Source organism: Mycobacterium sp. IEC1808 (assembly GCF_002101935.1).
Classification (GTDB): Bacteria; Actinomycetota; Actinomycetes; order Mycobacteriales; family Mycobacteriaceae; genus Mycobacterium.
Window position 1 is genome coordinate 14001 of record NZ_LQPV01000003.1, and the last position, 18906, is coordinate 32906.

The window sequence follows — 18906 nt, forward strand, 5'->3', positions numbered from 1 at the left end:
GTCGCTTCGGAATTCGTGGCCCGCTCCGCTTACCCCGATTGCCCAACTCCTCAGCATCCCGCTGCGCGGAATCCATCGTCGTCGCGCTACGTTGGATTGATCATGTCCTCGCTTACCATGTACACGACCTCCTGGTGTGGCTTCTGCCACCGGCTCAAGACGGTGCTGCGCTCCGACGGCATCTCCTACGACGAGGTCGACATCGAGCGAGACCCGGCGGCGGCGGAGTTCGTCAGCTCGGTCAACGGCGGCAATCGGACGGTCCCGACCGTGAAGTTCGCCGACGGGTCGACGCTGACCAATCCGAGTGCGGCCCAGATCAAAGCGAAGCTGGCCGAAGTCGGCTAAACGCCGCCGGGGCGCCTACGATATCGGCCATGGCGTCGGGTGCGCGAGTCCCTTTCCTCGGCAAAGCTTTTGCGCTGATCGCCTGCGGTGCCCTGGCCGTGTCGGCGTGCTCGCACGCCGTGGAGCGCACGGGCGCGGAGCGGGCAGCCGACGCGGAATCGCTGATCGTCAGCGTGGAAGACGTGCGGCACATCGCCAACTTCGAGGGCCTCTCCCCTTATGAGTACGCGGACCGGCACCAGCCGGCGCCGACGGACCTCAAAGCGCCGTTCCCGTGCCGGGCGGTGGGCAGCAGCGACCTCACGTTCGCCTCGGGCTGGAAGCAGTTCCGCGCCGTCGCCTACAGCGGCACGACCGACGACCTGGAGCCGGGCGGCATCGCCCCGCTGAACCAGGTCAGCCATGCCGTCGCCGTGTACGGGGACCCCGGCGCCGCGCGCGGGGCCCTCGACCGGCTGGAATCGACGCTGAAGGACTGCGCGGCGTTGCACGACAGCGCCTACGACTTCGCGCTGGAGCGGCCGGACGCCTCCACCCTGAAGCTGACTTCCGCCGGGTGGAGTCACGTGTATCGCGTGAAGTCCTCGGTATTGGTGTCCGTGGGCGTGTTGGGTATCGAGCCGACGGAGCAGGTCGCCAACGGCGTCCTTCAGGCGATCGCCGACCGCATCAGGTAGCCGTGTCAGTCGAGCACGGCCCAGGATTCGATGATCACTCGGGCGATCGAGATCGAGCCGGGCAGCAGGAGTTTGGAGTCTGAGGCGCTGCTCCAATCGCCGACGGCGAGCGCCGCGCGCACCTCGTCGCGGGTGAACCATTGCGCCTCGGCGATCTCGCCGTCGTTGAACGAGAACTCCTCGCTCGGGTCGGCCACGGCATGGAAGCCGACCATCAGCGAGCGCGGGAAAGGCCACGGCTGGCTACCCAGGTAGCGCACGTCGCGCACCGTCAGCCCGATCTCCTCCCGGATCTCCCGGGCGACGCACACCTCGAACGACTCACCGGCCTCGACGAACCCGGCGAGCAACGAGAACATCCGCTCGGGCCACACCGCCTGGCGGGCCAGCACCGCCCGGTCGCCGCCGTCATGGACGAGGCAGATCACCGCCGGGTCGATGCGCGGGAACTCCTCGTGGCCGGTGACCGGGTTGACCCGCGCCCAGCCGCCCCGCGCCGGGCGCGTCGGTGAGCCGTCCACCGCGCTGAATCGCGCGCTGTCATGCCAATTGAGCAGCGCGATGGCCGACGACACCAGTTGGCTGCTGGTGTCGTCGAAGATCGGGCCGAGGCTGCGCAGGTTCAGCACCTCCGTCTTGACGTCGGGGTCCTCGGGCGCCTGCAGCGCGGCGCGGACCGCCCAGACATGGCGGCCGCCGTCGATGCGGCCCAGGAAAACCGCTTCGGGCGGCGGCTTGTCGCCCAGCGCGGACGCGGCGCCAAGCACCACCCGGCCGTCGGCGACCAGAACCTGGTTGCGCGAATCTACCCGCAGCAGCGCCGCATCCGCCCACCCCGCCGTCGCGGCGTCGACGTCGGTGCGTAGCTGGTCGGCGCGGTCGGCGCCGACGCGCGACAGCAGCGGGACACTCTGCAGCTGGAAGTCCACGATCGCCTAGTGCCCCGCGTGCCGGATGTAGAGCAGCCGGTCGGTGGCCTCGATCGCGTCCACCTCGGGGGCGCCGATGCGCAGCAGGTGACCGTCGCGGACCACGCCGAGCACGATGTCGCGCAAATGCCTTGGGGAGCCACCGATTTCGGTCTGCTCGACCTCGCGTTCGGCGATGGCCAGCCCGGCGTCGGGGGTCAGCAGGTCCTCGATCATCTCCACCACGCTGGGCGTGCTGGTGGCAAGGCCGAGCAGCCGGCCGGCGGTTTCCGAGGAGACCACCACCGAGTCGGCGCCCGACTGCTGCAACAGATGCTGGTTCTCGGCCTCGCGGATGGACGCCACGATCTTGGCCTTGGGCGCGATCTCCCGCGCCGTCAGCGTCACCAGCACGGCGGTGTCGTCGCGGCTGGTGGCGACGACGATCGACGCCGCGTGCTGCGCGCCGGCCAGCCGCAGCACATCGGACCGAGTGGCGTCGCCGCGGACGGTGACCAGCCCGGCCGCCGCGGCGTGCTCGAGGGCGGACGGATCCATGTCGACGACGACGACCTCGCCCTGAGAGGCCTCGTCGCCGAGGATCGCGCCGACCGCCGTTTTGCCCTTGGTGCCGTACCCGATCACGATCGTGTGGTTGCGCACTTTGCTCCTCCAACGCTGAATCTTCCACGCCTGCCGGGACCGCTCCGAGAGCACCTCGAGCGTCGTGCCGACCAGCACCGCCAGGAACGCGATCCGCAGCGGAGTGAAGACCACCGTGTTGACCAGGCGCGCGGTTTCCGAGTAGGCGGTGATGTCGCCGTAACCGGTGGTCGACAGCGACACCGCCGAGAAGTACAGGCAGTCCAGGAACGTCAGTGGCGCGCCCCGCACGTCGCGGTAACCGCCGCGATCCAGATACACGACGACGGTGGCGGCCAACAACACCAGCAGCGCGATCGCGACCCGGCGGGTGATGACGCGGGTGGGGCTCGCGGGGTCTTCGGGAATGCGCAGCACGCCGACCAACTGGTGACCGGGCTGGGCGGTCAGGGTTTCGTCCAGGCCGCTGAGTTTGCGCGCCCTACCGTTGCCCACGAGTCCTATGTAACCACGCTGGCGAGCCTGCCATCAGGTGGACGGTCGCCGAGCAACGCGGCCAACTCGTCGGGATCCGGCAGTTCCTCGGGCGTCACGGTGGCGCCGGTGCGCACGTAGTAGAACGCGGTGCGCACCGACGACTCCGGGAGTTGCGACAACGCCGCCCAGGCCAACCGGTAGACGGCGAGCTGGACCGCGGCCTGCCGCATGGCTTCGGGCCCGCGCGGGGGCTCGCCGGTCTTCCAGTCAACGACGGTGGCGCCGCCGTCCGGGTCGGCGAACACGGCGTCGATGCGGCCGCGCACCACGGTCTCGCCGATCGGCATCTCGAACGGAACCTCGACGGCCACCGGCGTGCGCGCCGCCCACCCCGATTTCGCGAACGCCTCCTGCAGCGCGGCCAATTCCTGGGTGTCGCCGACCTCGGAGTCCGCCGCGCCCGGCAGGTCGCCGAGGTCGAACAGCGAGTCGGCCCCGTAGAACCGCTGGACCCAGGCGTGAAAGGCGTTGCCCAGCAAGGCATGCGGGTCCGGGCGGGTGGGCAGCCGGTGCACCAGCCGCTGCGCCGCGGCCACCGGGTCACGCGCCAGGTCCACCAGGCCGCTGACGGAGACCTGGCTGGGCAGGCCGTGCGCGGCCGGGCCGGCCGCCCGCGCCCGCTCGGCCAGCAACGCGTCGACGTCGGCCGCCCACCCGTCGACGTCGGCACCGGTCTCGTCCGGATCGGCCGCCATGGCCCCGGTCACCAGCGCGGCCCCGGCTTCGACAGCGCCGCGCCGCCCGGCCAACGGGTCGGCAGGCCACACCGCCTCGACGACGTTGTCGCGCATGGGATTTCGTTCACCGTCGGCGGGATCGGGAGCCCAGTGTTCCACCACCCCGCACGGATCGCCGTCGGCGGCCGAGCGGTCGATGATGTCCTTGAGCTCGCAGAGGAACTCCGACGGGCCGCGCGGTTTGACCCCGGTGGTTCCCCATTGATGGCCGGAAACCAGCAGCGTGTCCTCGGCCCGGGTGATCGCCACGTACAGCAGTCGGCGTTCCTCGTCGACGCGCCGCTGCTCGAGTTGGCGGCGATGCTCGAAGATCTTGTCCGACAGCTGCTTTCGATTTGTAACGTCCGACGTGTCCAGCACCGGGACGCCCAGCGAGCCCGCCGAGGCGCGGTCGCCGCGCAGCAGCGGCGGCAGCTCGGCGGCGTCGGTGAGCCAGCTGCTGCGCGACGCGGTCGACGGGAAGATGCCGCCCGATAGGTGCGCGACCGCGACGACCTGCCACTCGAGACCCTTAGCCGAATGCACGGTGAGGATCTGCACGCGGTCGCGCGCGACCGCCGACGGGGCGGGCGGCAGACCGTTCTCCACGGTCTCGGCGACGTCGAGGTAGGCCAGCAGGCCGGCGACCGACGCCGTCACCGACTGGTCGGTCGCAACCCGCGTTCGCTCGGCGTAGCCGGCGACGACGTCGGCGAACGCGTCGAGGTGTTCGGCGCCGGTCCAGCCGCCCGAGATCGCCGCGCCGGCGCGGACTTCGCAGTCGACACCCAGCGCGCGGCGCACCTCGGCAACCAGGTCGGGCAGCGAATGACCGAGGTGGCCGCGCAGGGCGCGCAGCTCGGCGGCCAGCGCGGTGATGCGCCGATAGCCCGTGGGCGAGTACGCGCCGGCCGGGCCGGGATCGCTGATCGCGTCGGCCAGGCAGGCCGTATCGGGGTCGGGCCCGGCCGCCATCGCGATCGACTCGGGCGACGCCGGGCCCGAGCGTTCCCCGGCTAGGGCCAGCGCGCGCTGCCACAGCGCGGCGATGTCGCGACCGCCGAGGCGCCAGCGCGGGCCGGTCAGCACCCGCATCGCCGCCGCGCCGGCCGTCGGGTCGGCCACCAGCCGCAGCATGGCCACCACGTCGGCGACCTCGGGGATGGACAACAGGCCGGCCAAACCCACCACCTCGACCGGGATTCCGCGCGCGCGAAGCGCGTCGGCGATGGGCGCCGCGTCGGCGTTGCGGCGCACCAGGACCGCGGCCGTCGGCGGGCCGGCGCCGTCGCCCTCGGCCTGCCGGTACCGCCGATGGATCTGGTCGGCGATCCAGTCGCGTTCGGCCACCACGTCGGCCAGCAACGCGCAGCGGACCGTGCCGGGCGGGGCGTCCGGGCGGGGGCGCAGGGCGCGCACGGCGACCGACCGGCGCCGCGCCTCGGCCGAGATGGCGTTGGCCACCCGCAGGGCGCGCGGCGGGTTGCGCCAGCTGGTCCGCAGCTCCAGGACCGGTGCCGGGGTGCCGTCGGAGCGGGGGAAGTCGGTGGAAAACCGCGGCAGGTTGGTCGCCGAGGCGCCGCGCCAGCCGTAGATCGACTGAATCGGGTCACCAACGGCCGTCAGCGCCAGCCCGTCATCTGGAAGATTGGAGCCACCACCGCCGAACAGCGCCGAGAGCGCGATTCGCTGGGCATGCCCGGTGTCCTGGTACTCATCCAGCAGCACCACCCGGTACCGGCTCCGCAGCTCCTCACCCACCTGCGGGAAGGCCACCGCCAGCCGCGCGGCCGACGCCATCTGCATGCCGAAGTCCATCGCCTTCGCGGCGTGCATCCGCTCGTGCAGCGCGTCGAGCAGCGGCACCAGCTCGGCGCGCTCGGTCTGGGTGGCCAGCAGCCGCAGCAGCCACTGGCTGGGCCCGCGGTCGCGCTGGTAGGGGCCGGCCGGCAGCGCGTGAATCAGCCGTTCCAGCTCGACGTGGGTGTCGCGGAGCTGCCCGGTGTCGACGAGATGCTCGGCCAGCTGTCCCCACAACCGCAGCACCATCGAGGTGACCGCGGCCGGTGTCTTGTCGGTGCGCAGCTCCCCGCGGTACCCGCTGACGACGTCGAAGGCCAGCTGCCACAGCTCAGTCTCGCCGAGCAGCCGGGTGTCCGGCTCGACCGGCAGCAGCAGGCCGTGGTCGCGCAGGAGCGAGCCGGCGAAGGCGTGGTAGGTGCTGACCGTCGGGCTGCCTTCCGGGTCGAGGGTCGCGCCGAGACCGATGCCGGCCAGCCGCGCAAGCCGGGAGCGGACCCGGCGCAGCAATTGGCCGGAGGCCTTGCGGGTGAACGTCAACCCGAGCACCTGGCCGGGTGCGGCGTAGCCGTTGGCGACCAGCCACACCACCCGCGCCGCCATCGTCTCGGTCTTACCGGCGCCGGCCCCCGCGATGACGACCAGCGGGCCCTGCGGCGCGGCGATGACGGCGGCCTGCTCGTCGGTGGGCGGGAAAAGGCCCAGCGCACAAGCCAATTCGGCCGGGGTGTAGCGCGGGCTCACGACGCCGCCCCGTCGACGTGGGCGGGGCAGCACCGCCGGATCGGGCAGTGCGTGCAGCCGTCGTTGCGCCGGGCGATGAACTGCGGCCCAGCCGTCGCGTCGGCGGCCCGCCGGACCAGGTCGCGCCATTCGTCGCGGGCGGCCGCGGTCAGCGGATCCTGCTCGCGCACGGTGGCGCCGCCGGCCCCCGTCTTGCCGACGTAGACCAGTCGCGCGCCGCCCGGCTCTTCGCCCGCGTCGATCATGCCCTCGGCCACCGCCAGCTGATACATCGCCAGCTGCGCGTGTTGTTGGGCGTCGTCCTTGCTGACGGGCGACTTGCCGGTCTTGATGTCGACGATCACCAGCCGGCCGGCCGCGTCGCGTTCCAGCCGGTCGACCCGGCCGCGCAGCCGGATCTCGCCGCGGTCAGCGCGCGGCCGCGTCAGGGTCCCGTCGAGGCCCACCTCGACGCCGACCTCGGTCAGCTCGCCGCGGGTCTGCGCCCGCCACGCGACGAACGCCTCGACCATCGCGCGGTGGCGGGCCAGTTCGTTGGCCGAATGCCACCGCGCCTCGAATGGCAGGTGTTGCCACGCGCGGTCCAGCTCGGCGAGCAGTTGCGATTCCGTTTTGGCCGGTTCGGCGATCAGCGCGTGCAGCACCGAGCCGATGGTGGAGCGCAGCTCCCGCGCGTCGGTGCCGCCGTGCCGCTCGGCCAGCCAACGCAGCGGGCAGTCGTTGAGCGTCTGCAGGGTCGACGGCGTCAGTGTCACCGGGTCGGCGGCGGCGCGTAGCGGTTCGGTGGTGCTGACCGGGATCAGGCCGTGCCAGCCGGCCGGGTCGGCCCCGGGCACGCCGGCTTTGGCCAGCCGAGCCAATTGCGTTGCCGCGCAACGGCGCACGGCGTCGTCCACGGCTCCGTCGGGCGCGCACACGACGCCACGCAGCCGGCCGACCAGCGCCGCCGCGGACAACACCCGGGGTGTCGAGACCGGTTGTGCCGCAACGGGATCGCCGTCGGACCACTGCGCGATTTCGGAGAAGAACGCCGAGGGCAACGCGGCGTCCCCGTCCGTCCCGTCCGCGTCGCTGTCCACCGCCGTCACCAGCAGCCGGCGGCGCGCCCGGCCCATGGCCGCCACCAGCAGCCTGCGCTCCTCGGCCAGCAGCGGAGCGCGCACCGAGGCGTCCGCGGTGACGCCGTCGAGCGCGTCGAGCAGCCGTTGCGTGTTCAGCACACCGCCGCGAGGAATGGTGTTGGGCCACAAGCCTTCCTGCAGACCGGCGATGATCACGAAGTCCCACTCGTGTCCCAGCGCGGCGTGGGCGCTGAGCACCCTGACCTGCTCCGCCTGCGACACCGGCTCGGGGTTGGCGCCGGGCAGCTGCAGCGCGGCGACGTGCTCGACGAGCCCGCGCAGCGACGCGCCGGGCGTGCGGGACACGTACTGGTCGGTGACGTCGAACAGGGCGGTCGTGGCCTCGAGGTCCCGGGTGGCCTGGGCGCCGGCGGGGCCGCCGCGCTCGATGGCCGACAGCCAGCGGCGCTGCAGGCCGGACCGATGCCAGGCGGCCCAGAGGGTGTAGCGCGGGTCTTGGCCCTCGCCGTGGCAGCGCGCGGCCGCGTCCAGGACGGCACGCACCCGACCCAGCGCGCGGGCGTGCGGCCCGGGCAAGGGCGCGTCGGCCTGCAGGGCCGCGACGAGAAGGTCGCCGAGGTCGTCAGGCGCACGATCGGCGTTGGCGCGCCGCAGGGTTCGGCGCAGTTGCCGCAGCGACACCGGGTCGATGCGGCCGATGGGTCCGGTCAGCAACGCCAGCGCCTGGTCGCCGTTGAGCCCGTCCGCGGTGGCCGCCAGCACCGTGAGCAGCGCACGCGCCGCCGGCTCGTCCGACAGCGGTCCGCTTGACGCGGCCGCGGCCACCGGGACGCCGGCGGCGGCCAGGGCGCGCGGCAACCGCGCCCCGGCGCGTGGCACCGACCGCACGATGACGGCCATCTGCGACCACGGAATCCCGTCCATCAGGTGGGCACGCCGCAACGCGTCGGCGATCAGGGCCGCCTCCGCATGCGCCGACGCGGCCAGTCGGGCGGTGACGGATCCCTCGTCGGGCCCGACGCCCTCGATGCACCTGCCGGCGCCACCGCCGGGTAACCGGCGCGCGATGCCGCTGACGGCGCGCGCGACGGCGGGCGCGCAGCGATGGGATGCCGCGAGCGTCACCGACGGTGAATCGTCGGTCAACAGCCCCGACGCCTCGCCGCCCCGGAAGCCGAACACCGCCTGGTTGGGATCACCGGCGACCAGCGTCACCTCGGTGCCGGCGGCCAGCACCCGAACCAGGCGGGCGGCCTGCGGGTCGAGCTGCTGGGCGTCGTCGATCAGCAGGACGCGCACCCGGGCACGTTCGGCCGCCAGCAATTCCGGGTCGACGGCGAAAGCCTCCAGCGCGGCCCCGACCAATTCGGCGGCGCCGAGCGCCGGCGAGGTCGCCTGCGGCGCCGCCGTCCCGACCGCCGCGCGCAGTAGCATCACCTGCTCGTACTGCCGCGCGAATTGGCCGGCGGCGGTCCATTCGCCACGCCCGCGCAGACGTCCCAGCCGCTCCAATTCTTGCGGGTCGACGCCGCGTTCGGCGCAGCGCGCCAACAGGTTTCGCAGCTCGGTGGCGAAGCCGGCGGTGGCCAGCGCGGGCCGCAGGTGGGACGGCCACGCACTCGCCGCCCGGGGCCCGTCTTCGAGGTCGCCGGCCAGCAGTTCGCGGATGATGGCGTCCTGTTCGGCGCTGGTGAGCAGCCGCGGGGGCGGATCGCCGGCGCGCTCGGCGGCCCGGCGCAACACCGCGTACGCGTAGCTGTGCACGGTGCGGACCAGCGGCTCGCGCACCGCGGCACGGCCCGCGGCATTGCGCGATCGCAGCAGCGCCGTCGTCAACGCGCTGCGCGCCCGCGGCCCCATCCGCCCGGAACCGGTAAGCAGCAGAACCGATTCCGGATCGACACCCGCGCCGATCTGGGCGATCGCGGCGTCGACCAACAGGCTGCTCTTGCCGGTGCCGGGCCCGCCCAGGACACGCACCCGTCCGCGCAGGCCGGGCGCCAGCACGGTGCGGGCCTCGTCGTCCCAGGTGTATGACATGGCTGCATGCAATCACGTGGGTCTGACAGCTTCCGGGATACTGGACCCGAGAAGCCGAAACGCGAGGAGGGGATGGATGAGCAACGGTCCCGATGACGTGGTGCCCGAGGCGGACGCGGCCGAACAGCGCCTGGCCCTCGACCCGGAGGAGGAGGCCGGCCTGGACACGGCCTACCTCGACGCCGCCGCGGATCGCGATGCCAACGAGGCGGACGTCATCGAGCAGGCGTACATCGTCCCGGTCGACGACGACTGGGACGACTCCGCCGGGTGACCGCCGACCTGCACGTGCACCGCTACGGCCCGGGTGGTCCGGTGCGGATGCTTGCCCTGCACGGGCTGACCGGTTACGGCGGGCGCTGGCAACATCTGGCCGGCTACCTGCCCGAAATCGCGATCGCCGCACCGGATTTGCTCGGCCACGGTCGATCGTCCTGGGCGGCGCCGTGGACCATCGACGCCAACGTCTCGGCGCTTGCAGCGCTGCTCGACGACGCAGCCGCCGACGCACCGGTGCTGGTGGTCGGGCACTCGTTCGGCGGGGCGCTGGCGCTGCAATTGGCCGCGGCTCACCCCGACCGGGTGGCGGCGCTGCTGCTGCTCGACCCGGCGGTCGGGCTGGACGGTGGGTGGATGCGCGACATCGCCGAGGCGATGTTCTCCTCGCCCGACTACCGCGGCGCCAGGGAGGCCCGCGTGGAGAAGTCCGTCGGTTCCTGGTCGGACGTGGACCCCGCCTGGCTCGACACCGAGATCGACGAGCACCTGATCGAGCTGCCCAACGGGCGTTACGGCTGGCGCGTCAGCATGCCGGCCATGATGTCGTACTGGAGCGAGCTGGCCCGGGAGGCCGTGCTGCCGCGGGCCGGGACGGTGACGACGCTCGTGCGGGCCAAACTGACGTCGCCGCCGTACGTCGGCGACGAGTTGATCGCGGGACTGCACGGGCGGCTGGGATCCGATTTCCGGCTGCTGGATTTCGACTGCGATCACATGGTGTCCCACTCCCGGCCCACCGAGGTCGCGGCGTTGATCCGCGAGCTGCTGGAAGCCCACTGACTGTGGCGCCGGTGACCGATGAGCAGGTCGAGCGGGTGCGCGCGCTGGTCGCGGCGATCCCCTCCGGGCGGGTCGCCACCTACGGCGACATCGCCTCTGTGGCAGGGCTTTCCAGCCCCCGCATCGTCGGGTGGGTGATGCGGACCGACTCCTCGGACCTGCCCTGGCACCGGGTGATCACCGCGTCCGGGCGCCCCGCGCGGCATCTGACGAGCCGGCAGCTGGAGCTGCTGCGCGCCGAGGGTGTGCTGGCCGTCGACGGCAGGATCGCGCTGGACGAGGTCCGCTACGAGTTGCCGCGCGGGAGTTAGCGGCGACTGGGCCGTCCAGTGTGCACTCACGGCTTTGAGTGTGAGTCCACGGTGCAGATTTCGCGGATCTACCGCCCCCCACGCACACTCAAAGCCGTGGGTTCACACTCACGCGTGTGACTACGGCTAGAGCACCAGCCGGACCAGGGCCGCCGTGCGGGCCAGGCCCGGGAACGCCTCGGCCGTCGACCGCGGGTGCAGCGCATGCACCGCCAAGCGAAACATCAAGGCCCGCAACAACATCTGCGGCCACTCGGGCAGCGCGTTCCAGCGTTCGATGAGCCCGTCGTCGGCCTCGCCCCAGGACAGCGCGTCGACGACGACGACGCCCGCCGCCCACGACGCGGGCCGCCAGTAGGGGGTGATGTCGGTGATGCCCGGCGCCGCGGTTCCGATGAAAAGCACTGTGCCGTAAAGGTCTCCGTGGACCAGCTGGTTGGGGCTTTTGGTCGGCTTGCGCAGCGTGGCGAGCTGGTTGATCAGCTCGACCGACTTCTCGGCGTCCGACGACGGCGGTGCCGTGCGCGCGCCCGGCGGGACCGACGCGAGCGGCCGTTCTTCCCACGCGGCCCGGTCGGCGGCGATGAAGACGTCGACGTCGCCCCACGGCGCGGTCGGCCCCTGGGTCAGGAAGCGGGGGCGTTCCAGCTTGCCGGTCGCCTCGTGCAGGCGCACCGCCGCCGAGACGACCTCGTCATGCCGCGGCTCGGGCGTCCCCGCAACGAAGGTGTCGGCCCGCCACCCGGACACCACGTAGCGCCCGTCGGTGGAGCGAACCGGCCGGGCCAGCCGGACGCCGTCGACGAACAATGTCTCGCGCACCCGGGCCGACCAGGCCGCGCGGGCGTGGTCGGCGACGATTGACAGCACGACCTCGCCGCACCGCCAGCCGCCTTCCCAGCTCGCCCCCAGCGGGATGGGCTTCACACCCGTCAAACCAAACGCCGCCAGCACATGCTCCGGCGGTGGCTCGACTGTCACACCGGTAGCGTAATGGAGCCGATCGGCGGTAACGGGTCAGTACATCACCATGTCGGGCTGCATCTGTTCGGCCCACGCCACGATGCCGCCCTGCAAATGCACCGCGTCCGAGAATCCGGCTTTCTTCACCGCGGCCAGCGCCTCGGCCGAGCGCACGCCGGTCTTGCAGTACAGCACCGCCTTGCGGTCGTGAGGCAGTCGCGCCAGGCCCTCACCGGAGCTGATCAGCGACTTCGGGATCAGCTGGGCGCCGTCGATGTGGTTGATGTCCCACTCCACCGGCTCGCGAACGTCGATCAGGGCCAGCTTCTCGCCGGAGTCCAGCAACTCCCGCAGCTCCCGCGGGGTGATGGTGGAATCCGCGGCCGCGACGGCGCCATCCTCGGAAACCGCGCCGCAGAACTCCTCGTAGTCGGCGAGCCCGGTGATCGCGGGCGCCGTCGGGTCCTTGCGGATGCGGATGGTCCGGTAGCTCATCTCCAGCGCGTCGTAGATCATCAGCCGGCCCAGCAGCGACTCACCGATCCCGGTGATCAGCTTGATCGCCTCGGTGCCCATCACCGACGCGATGGACGCGCAGATGATGCCCAGCACCCCGCCCTCGGCGCAGGACGGGACCAGCCCGGGCGGCGGCGGCTCCGGATAGAGGTCGCGGTAATTCAGGCCCCGCCCGTCCGGCGCGTCCTCCCAGAACACCGACACCTGGCCCTCAAAGCGATAGATCGACCCCCACACGTAGGGCTTGCCGGCCAGCACCGCCGCGTCGTTGACCAGATACCGGGTGGCGAAGTTGTCGGTGCCGTCCAGGATCAGGTCGTACTGGCGGAACAGGTCGATCGCGTTGCGCGGCTCCAGCCGGAACTCGTGCAATCGCACGTCGACCAACGGGTTGATGGCGGCGATCGAGTCGCGCGCCGACTGAGCCTTGGACCGCCCGACGTCGGCGACGCCGTGGATGATCTGGCGCTGCAGGTTGGACTCGTCGACGACGTCGAAGTCGACGATGCCGATGGTGCCCACGCCCGCCGCGGCCAGGTAGAGCAACGCGGGGGCGCCGAGCCCGCCGGCGCCGATCACCAGCACTCGGGCGTTCTTCAGCCGCTTCTGACCGTCGACGCCCAGGTCGGGGATGATCAGGTGGCGGCTGTAGCGGGCCACCTCGTCGCGGCTCAGCTGGGCTGCGGGCTCGACCAGCGGCGGCAGTGGCGTCTCGGATGTCGACACCGGACAACTCCTCGGTAGCTTTTGTCAGCTCTATCCATCACAACAGTTGCCGCGATCAACGGCAAACAAGCACGGTCGCTTCCCGGGGCTGGCCGCCGAGACTGCGCACAGATCGCGGATTTGCCGCCAATTCACGCGCTGAGCGCAGTCTCGGCGACGGCGGCCAGGCCGTCAGGCGATCGGATACGGCCAGGGGTTGAACCGGCAAATCTTCCCGTCAGCCTTGACGAAATCGGGGTCGAACTTGGCGGCGTCGTCGTTCGACGTGGAGAACGTCTGCTGCATCATCACCGGCGCCAGGCCGCCCTGCTGTTCGCAGGGCTCGTGACGCACGTACCCGATGGCGTGGCCGACCTCGTGGTTGATCACGTACTGCCGATACGAGCCGACGTCGCCCTCGAAGGGCACGGCGCCGCGCACCCAGCGGGCCTCGTTGATGAAGACCCGCGCCTGCCGGTCGGGTCCGTAAACCGGGTTGTAGCAGGAGGTCTCCAGCCGGAATTCGTAGCCGCACCCGCCACGCACCGTGACCGGGGACACCAGCGAGATCCGGAAGTCGGGCTTGCCGTTATCGATCCGGACGAAGGCGAACTGCGGGTTGTGCGTCCAGCCCTTGGGATTGGACAGCGTCTGGTCGACCATCTCGGCGAAGGCCTCGTCGCCGCCGAACATCGTTGGGTCGATGCCGTTTTCGACCTCGACGGTGTACTTGAACACCTTGGCGGTGCCCTGGCCCACCTGGGGCATCGTGCCGGGCACGACGTGCCAGGTCTTGTCGCCCGCCTCGGTGAACGGCCCGCCGTCGGGCAGCGTGCCGGCGGGCAGGTTGGCGTCGAAGGCGGCCAGCCCGCGGGGTGGCGCGTCGATGATCGACGTGCCCACGGCGCCGATGTCCGGTGTGCCCTGGATGGATTGCGCGGCCGTTGGTTTCGGCGCGCTGGTTCCGGTGACTGTCTGGTAGATCACCAACCCGGTGAGCACCGTCAAAACGGGCAACGCGTACGCCCGCCAGCCGTAGGTGGAGACGAACCGTCCCAGCCACGTTTGCTTGCGCCATTGGCGCGGCCGCTCGCGGTCGGCGCGGGTCCGTCCGACCCCCGGACCGATCGGGTCACGGAGCGCGCGAAGTGGTTCTCGCCACTCGTCGCGCACCATGGGAACCCGACCGGTGCCGCGCACGGGCCGCTGGGACGTCATTGCCCCAGGATTGCACAGCTGGCACGGTGGCCGCCCTTGGCGCGCCCGAATGCGGCGCGCGACACCGTGTCTGCCAGCGGCGACGGCGGCGATGACGATCGCGAACGCAGCATGGGTAGTAATGTCTTTGCGACGAGCCGCGAGCGGCGGCGACAAACCAGATGAGGACTCGATGAGCGATCTCGCCAAGCCGGCGGCACGACGCGCCGTCAAACCGACCGACCGTAGTCGGCCGGGCGATGGCGTCGTGGCCGCCAACCGGCGGGGCAACCGCTTGCCGCGCGACGAGCGCCGGGGCCAACTGCTGATCGTGGCCAGCGACGTCTTCGTCAACCGCGGCTATCACGCAGCCGGCATGGACGAAATCGCGGATCGGGCCGGTGTCAGCAAACCGGTTCTGTACCAACACTTTTCGAGCAAACTTGAGCTGTACCTGGCGGTGCTGCACCGGCACGTCGACAACCTGGTCTCCGGTGTGCAGCAGGCCTTGAGCACCACCACCGACAACCGGCGGCGGTTGCACGCGGCCGTGCAGGCGTTCTTCGACTTCATCGAGCACGACAGCCAGGGCTACCGGCTGATCTTCGAGAACGACTACGTCACAGAGCCCGAGGTCGCCGCGCAGGTGCGGGTCGCCACCGAATCCTGCACCGACGCCGTGTTCGATCTGATCAGCGCCGATTCGGGCCTCGACCCCCACCGCGCCCGGATGATCGCGGTGGGGCTGGTCGGCATCAGCGTCGACTGCGCCCGGTACTGGCTGGACTCCGACCGCCCGATCTCCAAGGCCGACGCCGTCGACGGCACCGTGCAGTTCGCCTGGGGCGGGCTGTCACACGTGCCGCTTACTCGCCCTTAGCGCCCTTTCCCGCGTGCTTGCCGGCCGTCTCGGCCCCGATCCCGAACCCGACCCGGCGGGCGTCCGCGACACCGATTTCGACGTAGGCGATCTTGGAGCTCTGAATCAGGAAGCGTCGGCCCCGCTCGTCGTTCAGGCTGAGCAGGCCCGAGCTGTCGCGCAGCGCGCCTGCCACGAGCTCTTCGACTTCGGCTTGCGTCTGCGTGCTGGACAGGACCAGCTCCCGCGGACTGTCCGTGATACCGATCTTGACCTCCACCGTGGCCCCTTCCGTTCGTATCAATGGCGTTGAAGTCGTCAGACGTGTCAGCAGCAGGCTAGTGGACGCGCCTTCACCGCATGTCTCCCCGGCCCCCCGGTTCGCGGTAAGCGAACCGCGGCCCGACCGAAGATAACGATTCGCTCCCAGCTCGGCCAACATGGCGTTCGCCGCCCGGTCGCCCATAGTCACATCGGTAACATCGGCACCATCAGAAACATGCTCACCGATCGTCTCGGCCCGGTTTACGACTACCCCGCCGACGACGACTACGACGGAGCCGACACCGAGGACCTGGGCGGCTACGGCGACCTCGCCTGGCCGGCCGACACCCGCTGGCGCCCCGCCGCCGCGATCCTGGGCGCGGTGGTGGCCCTCGGGGCCGTCGCGACCGCCGTCATCATTAACAGCGGCGACAGCGCGTCGACGAAGGCGACCGTCGGGGCGCCGCCGCCCCGGACTTTGACCTCCCCGCCACCCGCACCCAGAACTCCGGTCGCGCAGCCCACCCCGTCGCCGACCCTGCTGCCGCCCGAGACGGTCACCACGCTGGCCCCACCGCCGAGCGCGTCCACCACGACACTGCCGACGCCGACGCCGACCGCGGCGCCGCCCCCGACGGACGCACCGCCGCCGGTCGCGCTGAACCCGCGCACTGTCATCTACAGCGTCACCGGCACGAAACAGCTGCTTGACCTGGTCAACGTGGTGTACACCGACGCCCGCGGTTACCCGCAGACCGAGTTCAACGTGTCGCTGCCTTGGTCCAAGGTGGTCGTTTTGAACCCGGGTGTGACGACGGAGTCGGTGGTCGCGACCAGCTTCATGGGCCGGCTCAATTGCGCGATCGTCAACGCCGCCGGTCAACCGGTGGTGGCGTCGGCCAACAACGGCGTGATGGCGACCTGCACCCGCTAGATCAGCTCAGGCCGAGTTCGCGCATCCGCCGGTCGTGCGTCTGCTGCAGGCGGTCGAAGAACGCGCTGAGCTGACCCAGGCCGCCGGGGCCGGACACCACCAGGTCGACGAGCTCGTCGTGCTCGGCCAGCACGTACTGGGCCTGGGTGATCGCCTCGCCGAAGAGCCGGCGGGACCACAGCGCCAGCCGGCTGCGCTGCTTGCCGCTGGCCGTCACCGCGGCCCGCACCTCGGCGACGACGAACTGCGAGTGCCCGGTCTCCGACAGCGCCGCCCGCACCACGTCGGCGATCTCGTCGGGCAGCCCGTCGGCGATCTCCAGGTACAGGTCGGCGGCCAGCGCGTCGCCCACATAGGTCTTCACCAGCGCTTCCAGCCACGTGCTGGGCATGGTCAACCGGTGGTAGTTCTCCAGCGCCGAGACGTACTTCGCCATCGCCGACACCACGTCGACCCCGCGGCGTTCCAACGCGTCGCGCAAAAGCTCGTAGTGCTGCATCTCGGCGGCGGCCATGCTCGCCATCGAGATCCGTCCACGCAGGTCGGGGGCCATCCGCGCCTCGTCGGTGAGCCGGTAGAACGCGGCGACCTCGCCGTAGGCCAGCACCGCGAACAACTCGTTGACGCCAGGGTGATCCGCCGACAGCCGGGAGGCGGGCGAATCGTCCACCTGATCGGCTTCCAGGTCGGCTCCGGAGGGCCCGGAAAGGGGCGGGGTCATGGCAACACTCTAGTCGGCGGGTTTAGCACCAAATGGGCGCCAGCTTTCGACCAGCTATCATGGACGCAGGTATTGGCTGAATTTTTATCGCCGCCAGTATCTGCGAAATGTGCGTGCACAGCTGGCCCAGGATCTTCGGGCCGCGACTCGGCGACGTATTCGTAGTCGGAACTCGTGCGCGCGTGACCGCGACAGAGAACACCGACACAACAGGCGAATAACGTCACCGAAAGGCTTTCATCCGCGTATGACCGCACCCACCAGCACAACTGAACTCACCTTTGCCAAACTCGGCGTCCGCGACGAAATCGTCCGCGCACTGTCGGAAAAGGGCATCGAGAGCCCGTTTGCCATCCAAGAACTGACCCTGCCGCTGGCCCTCGCCGGCGACGACGTGATCGGCCAGGCCCGCACCGGCATGGGCAAGACCCTCGCGTTCGGCGTGCCGCTGCTGCAGCGCATCGCCGCCGGTGTCGGCGTCCGGCCGCTCAACGGCACGCCCCGCGCGCTGGTCGTGGTGCCCACCCGCGAGCTGTGCCTGCAGGTGACCGAGGACCTGGCGGCCGCCGCCAAATACCTGACCGCGGACGACGACCGCCGGCTCTCCGTGGTGTCGATCTACGGGGGACGCGCCTACGAGCCGCAAATCGAGGCGCTGCAGACCGGCGCCGACGTCGTGGTCGGCACCCCCGGCCGGCTGCTCGACCTGGCCCAGCAGGGCCACCTGCAGCTGGGCGGGCTGTCCATGCTGGTGCTCGACGAGGCCGACGAGATGCTCGACCTGGGCTTCCTGCCCGACATCGAGCGCATCCTGCGGCAAATCCCCGAAGACCGGCAATCCATGCTGTTCTCGGCGACCATGCCGGGCCCGATCATCACGCTGGCCCGCACGTTCATGAACCAGCCCACCCACATCCGCGCGGAGGCGCCGCACTCCGCGGCCACGCACGACACCACCGAGCAGTTCGTCTACCGGGCCCACGCGCTGGACAAGGTGGAGCTGGTCAGCCGCGTGCTGCAGGCCGAGAGCCGCGGCGCGACGATGATCTTCACCCGGACCAAGCGCACCGCCCAGAAGGTCGCCGACGAACTGGCCGAGCGGGGCTTCAAGGTCGGCGCCGTGCACGGCGACCTGGGCCAGATCGCCCGGGAGAAGGCGCTCAAGGCGTTCCGCACCGGTGACATCGACGTGCTCGTCGCGACCGACGTGGCCGCCCGCGGCATCGACATCGACGACGTCACCCACGTCATCAACTACCAGATCCCCGAGGACGAACAGGCCTACGTGCACCGGATCGGCCGCACCGGGCGCGCCGGCAAGACCGGCGTCGCGGTCACCCTGGTGGACTGGGACGAGCTGCCCCGCTGGACCATGATCGACAAGGCCCTGGGCCTGGAGACCCCGGACCCCGCCGAGACCTACTCCAGCTCGCCGCACCTCTACGACGAGCTGGGCATCCCCACCGAGGCGGGCGGCACGGTCGGCTCGCCGCGCAAGTCACCGGTCAAGCGCCGCGAGACCGAACGCGACGGCCGCCAAGGGTCGGAAAAGGCGGAGAAGTCCGGCCGTTCGCGCTCCGGCGCGCGGCGACGGCGCACCCGCGGCGGCCAGCCCGTCACCGCACACCCCACCGCCACCAACGGCGAAGCCCCCGCGGAGACGACGTCCGGCGCGCCCACCGGCACCTCCGGGAGCAGCCGGCGCCGCCGCCGGCGCCGCAAGCCCGCCGACACCCCAAGCACCGCAGCCGCCGCAGCCAACTGAGGCCCGCGCCGCCGCATGGTCAAACCGGAGCGCCGCACCAAGGGCGACATGTTGGCCGCGGCGGCGATCGCGGTCGTCGTCGCCCTCGTGGCGGCGCTGATCTGGTGGACCAGCGACGCACGGGCCACCGTCAGCCGCCCCGCCGCCACCCCCGCAC

General features: G+C 71.3%; 17 protein-coding genes and 1 pseudogene. 9 read left to right on the forward strand and 9 right to left on the reverse strand.

The features are described 5' to 3' along the window. Positions 1-96 precede the first annotated feature (96 nt). Both mrx1 and AWB92_RS00630 read left to right on the forward strand, forming a co-directional pair. Entirely contained in the window at positions 97-348 is a 252-nt protein-coding gene (gene mrx1 / locus AWB92_RS00625; RefSeq protein ID WP_142281889.1) for a mycoredoxin Mrx1, read from the forward strand. 29 nt (positions 349-377) lie between these two features. Then, positions 378-1025, forward strand: coding sequence for a sensor domain-containing protein (locus AWB92_RS00630; protein ID WP_085183609.1), 648 nt, complete (start codon positions 378-380; stop codon positions 1023-1025). 5 nt (positions 1026-1030) lie between these two features. Here the strand turns inward: AWB92_RS00630 and nudC are convergent, their stop codons facing one another. The 4 genes from nudC to AWB92_RS00650 are packed head-to-tail and all read right to left on the reverse strand — an operon-like array spanning position 1031 to position 9455. Further along, entirely contained in the window at positions 1031-1954 is a 924-nt protein-coding gene (nudC, locus tag AWB92_RS00635) for an NAD(+) diphosphatase (RefSeq protein WP_085183610.1), read from the reverse strand. A 6-nt stretch (positions 1955-1960) separates the two neighbouring features. After that, positions 1961-3031, reverse strand: coding sequence for a potassium channel family protein (locus AWB92_RS00640; RefSeq protein WP_085183611.1), 1071 nt, complete (start codon positions 3029-3031; stop codon positions 1961-1963). A gap of 5 nt (positions 3032-3036) precedes the next feature. Further along, positions 3037-6333 carry an ATP-dependent DNA helicase gene (locus AWB92_RS00645; protein WP_085183622.1) on the reverse strand — a complete coding sequence of 1099 codons (3297 nt, stop codon included), beginning with the start codon at positions 6331-6333 and terminating at the stop codon, positions 3037-3039. Next, the gene (locus AWB92_RS00650; RefSeq protein ID WP_085183612.1) at positions 6330-9455 is read right to left on the reverse strand and encodes an ATP-dependent DNA helicase; all 3126 of its coding nucleotides are present in this window, start codon (positions 9453-9455) and stop codon (positions 6330-6332) included. The genes AWB92_RS00645 and AWB92_RS00650 overlap by 4 nt, the downstream gene beginning before the upstream one ends. 76 nt (positions 9456-9531) lie before the next feature. On the opposite strand from AWB92_RS00650, the gene AWB92_RS00655 reads away from it, so the two are divergent. From AWB92_RS00655 to AWB92_RS00665, 3 genes are read left to right on the forward strand one after another with little or no spacing between them, the layout of a single operon-like run. After that, complete coding sequence (locus tag AWB92_RS00655) at positions 9532-9729, forward strand: hypothetical protein (RefSeq protein ID WP_085183613.1); 198 nt, start codon at positions 9532-9534, stop codon at positions 9727-9729. Beyond that, complete coding sequence (locus AWB92_RS00660) at positions 9726-10514, forward strand: alpha/beta hydrolase (protein WP_085183614.1); 789 nt, start codon at positions 9726-9728, stop codon at positions 10512-10514. Before AWB92_RS00655 ends, AWB92_RS00660 begins: the two co-directional genes overlap by 4 nt. 2 nt (positions 10515-10516) lie before the next feature. Then, positions 10517-10825: an MGMT family protein gene (locus tag AWB92_RS00665; RefSeq protein WP_085183615.1), complete on the forward strand. Its 309-nt coding sequence runs from the start codon at positions 10517-10519 to the stop codon at positions 10823-10825. 126 nt (positions 10826-10951) lie between these two features. On the opposite strand, the gene AWB92_RS00670 is transcribed toward AWB92_RS00665, so the two are convergent. The 3 genes from AWB92_RS00670 to AWB92_RS00680 all read right to left on the reverse strand — a co-directional run bounded on the left by AWB92_RS00670 (position 10952) and on the right by AWB92_RS00680 (position 14227). Next, positions 10952-11806 carry a TIGR02569 family protein gene (locus tag AWB92_RS00670; protein WP_068112877.1) on the reverse strand — a complete coding sequence of 285 codons (855 nt, stop codon included), beginning with the start codon at positions 11804-11806 and terminating at the stop codon, positions 10952-10954. Between the two features lie 36 nt (positions 11807-11842). After that, positions 11843-13009, reverse strand: coding sequence for an adenylyltransferase/sulfurtransferase MoeZ (moeZ, locus tag AWB92_RS00675; RefSeq protein ID WP_173817316.1), 1167 nt, complete (start codon positions 13007-13009; stop codon positions 11843-11845). 192 nt (positions 13010-13201) lie between these two features. Continuing rightward, the gene (locus AWB92_RS00680) at positions 13202-14227 is read right to left on the reverse strand and encodes a DUF3152 domain-containing protein (RefSeq protein WP_085183617.1); all 1026 of its coding nucleotides are present in this window, start codon (positions 14225-14227) and stop codon (positions 13202-13204) included. Between the two features lie 172 nt (positions 14228-14399). Between AWB92_RS00680 and AWB92_RS00685 the strand changes: the two genes are divergently transcribed. Beyond that, positions 14400-15086, forward strand: coding sequence for a TetR/AcrR family transcriptional regulator (locus AWB92_RS00685; protein WP_068181989.1), 687 nt, complete (start codon positions 14400-14402; stop codon positions 15084-15086). On the opposite strand, the gene AWB92_RS00690 is transcribed toward AWB92_RS00685, so the two are convergent. Further along, entirely contained in the window at positions 15073-15345 is a 273-nt protein-coding gene (locus AWB92_RS00690) for a DUF3107 domain-containing protein (protein ID WP_068112228.1), read from the reverse strand. The genes AWB92_RS00685 and AWB92_RS00690 overlap by 14 nt on opposite strands. A gap of 219 nt (positions 15346-15564) precedes the next feature. On the opposite strand from AWB92_RS00690, the gene AWB92_RS00695 reads away from it, so the two are divergent. Beyond that, on the forward strand, positions 15565-16263 hold the full coding sequence (locus AWB92_RS00695) for an MmpS family transport accessory protein (RefSeq protein ID WP_085183618.1): 699 nt from the start codon (positions 15565-15567) through the stop codon (positions 16261-16263). Between the two features lies 1 nt (position 16264). On the opposite strand, the gene AWB92_RS00700 is transcribed toward AWB92_RS00695, so the two are convergent. Then, the gene (locus tag AWB92_RS00700; protein WP_085183619.1) at positions 16265-16984 is read right to left on the reverse strand and encodes a ferritin-like fold-containing protein; all 720 of its coding nucleotides are present in this window, start codon (positions 16982-16984) and stop codon (positions 16265-16267) included. 247 nt (positions 16985-17231) lie between these two features. Between AWB92_RS00700 and AWB92_RS00705 the strand changes: the two genes are divergently transcribed. Together AWB92_RS00705 and AWB92_RS30280 are read left to right on the forward strand one after the other, a co-directional pair. Next, a complete protein-coding gene (locus AWB92_RS00705) occupies positions 17232-18749 on the forward strand; it encodes a DEAD/DEAH box helicase (RefSeq protein WP_085183620.1) in 1518 nt (505 codons plus the stop codon). 15 nt (positions 18750-18764) lie between these two features. Next, positions 18765-18906: pseudogene (locus AWB92_RS30280) on the forward strand (hypothetical protein); the annotation flags it as partial.

Excerpts from the sequence above, each read along its gene's own strand:
- AWB92_RS00630 (WP_085183609.1), top strand. The coding sequence starts at position 378 with ATGGCGTCGGGTGCGCGAGTCCCTTTCCTCGGCAAAGCTTTTGCGCTG.
- AWB92_RS00650 (WP_085183612.1), bottom strand. The coding sequence starts at position 9,455 with ATGTCATACACCTGGGACGACGAGGCCCGCACCGTGCTGGCGCCCGGC.
- AWB92_RS00655 (WP_085183613.1), top strand. The coding sequence starts at position 9,532 with ATGAGCAACGGTCCCGATGACGTGGTGCCCGAGGCGGACGCGGCCGAA.
- AWB92_RS00680 (WP_085183617.1), bottom strand. The coding sequence starts at position 14,227 with ATGACGTCCCAGCGGCCCGTGCGCGGCACCGGTCGGGTTCCCATGGTG.
- AWB92_RS00685 (WP_068181989.1), top strand. The coding sequence starts at position 14,400 with ATGAGCGATCTCGCCAAGCCGGCGGCACGACGCGCCGTCAAACCGACC.
- AWB92_RS00695 (WP_085183618.1), top strand. The coding sequence starts at position 15,565 with ATGCTCACCGATCGTCTCGGCCCGGTTTACGACTACCCCGCCGACGAC.
- AWB92_RS00700 (WP_085183619.1), bottom strand. The coding sequence starts at position 16,984 with ATGACCCCGCCCCTTTCCGGGCCCTCCGGAGCCGACCTGGAAGCCGAT.
- AWB92_RS00705 (WP_085183620.1), top strand. The coding sequence starts at position 17,232 with ATGACCGCACCCACCAGCACAACTGAACTCACCTTTGCCAAACTCGGC.